Source organism: Moorena sp. SIO4A5 (genome assembly GCF_010672005.1).
GTDB lineage: Bacteria > Cyanobacteriota > Cyanobacteriia > Cyanobacteriales > Coleofasciculaceae > Moorena.
This window is the reverse complement of sequence record NZ_JAAHHZ010000588.1, coordinates 1-3068: the sequence shown is the minus strand read 5'-3', so window position 1 is coordinate 3068 and position 3068 is coordinate 1. Positions and strand designations below refer to the sequence as shown.

Annotated in this window: 3 protein-coding genes; all 3 read right to left on the bottom strand. The window is 40.1% G+C overall.

Going from position 1 to position 3068, the window contains the following annotated elements:
* Window positions 1–589 (bottom strand): YebC/PmpR family DNA-binding transcriptional regulator (locus F6K57_RS41460; protein ID WP_293074960.1); only part of this gene is annotated, 589 nt, incomplete at its 3' end.
* A 168-nt stretch (window positions 590–757) separates the two neighbouring features.
* A complete protein-coding gene (locus tag F6K57_RS41455; RefSeq protein ID WP_293074957.1) occupies window positions 758–1873 on the bottom strand; it encodes a response regulator in 1116 nt (371 codons plus the stop codon).
* Window positions 1874–1897: 24 nt separating this feature from the next.
* The coding region (locus tag F6K57_RS41450) for a bifunctional diguanylate cyclase/phosphodiesterase (RefSeq protein ID WP_293074955.1) at window positions 1898–3068 on the bottom strand (1171 nt) is incomplete at its 5' end.

The following is a 3068-nucleotide window of genomic DNA, read 5'->3' as shown; positions in this document are numbered from 1 at the left end:
AGCCCTGATTTTTCAATATTTGACTCAGGTTTTCCAGGTTGCTAACTTCTGTAAATACCTCAGCCGTTACACCTTCGGAATCCTCGTTCAACTCATAAGTTTGAGCTCCCCCTTCAAGGGATGCTTCTAACAAATGGTCTTCTGTGATATCACCGGTAAGCGTAACGACACCCTTTTGCTCAAACATCCAGCTAACACAGCCTGTTTCACCCAGATTACCACCATTTTTAGTAAATCCTGAGCGCAGGTCAGCTGCTGTCCGATTCCGATTATCAGTAAAAGCTTCTATCAAGATCGCAACGCCTCCTGGACCATACCCTTCATAGCGAATCTCTTCAAGATTGTCACTCTCATTGCCTAGGGTACCGGCTCCTTTTGCGATCGCTCTTTCAATGTTGTCATTAGGAATCCCTGCTGCCTTCGCCTTTTCCACCGCTTGCCGCAGCTGAAAATTACCCTCCGGATCCGGGATACCATTGCGAGCAGCTACTATAATCTCCCGAGAGATTTTAGCAAAGGTCTTACCTTTAACTGCATCAACCCTCGCTTTCTGACGCTTAATATTTGCCCATTTACTATGTCCTGCCATAACGGTTAAGTTGATTACAACCCAAGTTACAAAATACCTCCAATTCTTGGTTTAAGCATATAACCTACCCAAGTCATCCCCTAAAATATATTATTCTCTATCCTAAGAGAGCGACCAACTTAAGGAAAGAAAGTCCATGGTAAATGATAGATCCTAAATGGTTCTTGGTCAAGGGAGTAGCCCTTTGGAGATTAGAGGTAGTATTACTTGCACTGTAGTTTGTTCTCCTAGTGTACTATGTATTGTTAATTTCCCACCGTGTAAGTCAACTAGACGTTTAGCAATCACCAGCCCCAAGCCTGAGCCTTGTTGTTCGTAGAGGTTACCTTTAAACTGTAAGTCCGCTTCCAATTCGGCCATTTCAGCTTCAGATATCCCTTGTCCCTTGTCGTGGACTGACAAGATAAACGTATTATTTTCTGAATAGCTATTTACCCAAACAGGTGTTCCCTCTTGTGAGAATTTAAAGGCATTATTAATTAACTCTTCCAACATTTTATTAAGTCGGTTTTGCGACATAGCAATAGTAGCCTCTCGCCAATCTAATTGCAAATCCGCAACCCGTCCTGTCTTTTGAGCAAGATTCTGAATCAAATTAGCCAGAACCGGATTAGGCAATTTACTGGTAGTCTTTCGCAAATTTTCAATTTTCTTGGAATCTGTAGCGATTATTTCAAGCTCTGCATAAAGTAAAAAGTTCTGAATTAACCTTAATAACCTTTCACCCGAATGATGGATATCTTCTGCCATAGTCTTAATTTGATATCGTTCCAAACTTTCCCATTTCTCCATGATTAGTTTAGAAATATCCAGAATCCGATTTAGGGGTTTATCCATTTCATAGGGCAAAGACAGTGTAATATGACTACGCAAATCATCCAGTTTTTTATCTTTTTGCAACTCAAGGGCAGCTTGCTTTTCCAATCGAGTAGTAATTGCTCCTAGTAGTTCTACTCTAGTAAATGGCTTGGTTAGATAATCATCTGCTCCTAATTCCATTCCTTGGCGCTGATCAGTTTTTTCAGCTCTAGCTGTGAGAAACATAAAAGGAATAGTTGCCGTAGCAGGATGTTTACGCAAGGTCTGCAATACCTGATAACCATCAAGTTCTGGCATCATGACATCGCAAATAATCAAATCCGGCGATTCATTCTGGGCTAACTCAATACCAATCCGACCATTACTACCAGCAATCGCCTCAAAATCCTCAGCCTCCAGTAACTCCAGTATATTTTCTCGTACTGAAGGTTCATCTTCAATTAACAGAATTTTTGTTCTTACCATTTTTTTCCGCTTTGTAAAACTAATCTAATTGACTTGAGGTAGTGGGAAACCAATACCGCTATTGAGCAAACGTTTAAATTCCGGCGCTGGTAAAGCCCTACTAATCAAGTGACCCTGAACTCGATCACATTTATGAGAATAAATAAAAGCAAATTCTTCTTGAGTTTCTACTCCTTCAGCAATCAGTTGTAGATTTAAACTTTTTGCCATTTGTATAATTGCCTTAGTAATAGCAGCCTGGTTAGGCTTATGCACAATATTACGGACAAAGCACTGATCAATTTTGAGAACATCAAAGGGGAATTGTTGTAAATAGCTTAATGAAGAATATCCGGTACCAAAATCATCAATTGCAATTTCTAAGCCTAGGTTTTTAAACTCATTTAACTGACGAATAGCCGTCTCAGTGTTTTTTACTAGTATACTTTCAGTTAGTTCTAATTCTAGAGTTCGATAGGTTAACTCAGTTGACTGCAAAATCTTTACTAAATTATGGTAAAATTCCGGTTTATTAAATTGACGACCTGATAAATTTACTGCTATACGAAAAGAGGTAAATCCATCATTTTGCCAGAGTTTAGCTTGCTGACAAGCCTGCTGTAATACCCATTCTCCAATGGATAGAATCAGACCCGTTTCTTCGGCGATTGGAATAAATTTTGCTGGGGGAACCAAACCGAGTTCTGGATGATGCCAACGTAATAGAGCTTCAGCACCAACAATTTTTCCTGTATCGAGACTGATTTGGGGTTGATAGTAAACCTGGAATTCTTCCCGTTCCAAAGCATAGCGTAAGCTACTCTGCAAGGTAAGATGATTTGAAGAATTGACATTCAATGCACTGGTGTAAAACTGATATTGATCACCACCGTGACGCTTTGCCTCAAGCATCCCCTGGTTGGCATGATTGAGTAATTGTTCAACGTCTTCACCATCACGGGGATAAATGGCAATACCAATACTGGCGGTGATAAAAACTTCTTGATCATCCAGAACGATGGTTTGAGAGAGGCTGTCAAGAATGGTTTGGACAAGATTGATGACATCTTGTTTGTGTTGAGCTGTGGCTATAATAACGGCAAATTGATCGCCATTTAAACGAGCAACTGTACCCTGACTATCCACAAAATTAGTGAGGCGTTGAGCCACAAATTTTAGTAAGTAATCCCCCCAAAAATGACCGAGATTATTGTTA

What these genes read in the sequence shown, in the direction of transcription:
- F6K57_RS41455 (WP_293074957.1), bottom strand. Translation starts at nt 1,873, where the DNA reads ATGGTAAGAACAAAAATTCTGTTAATTGAAGATGAACCTTCAGTACGA.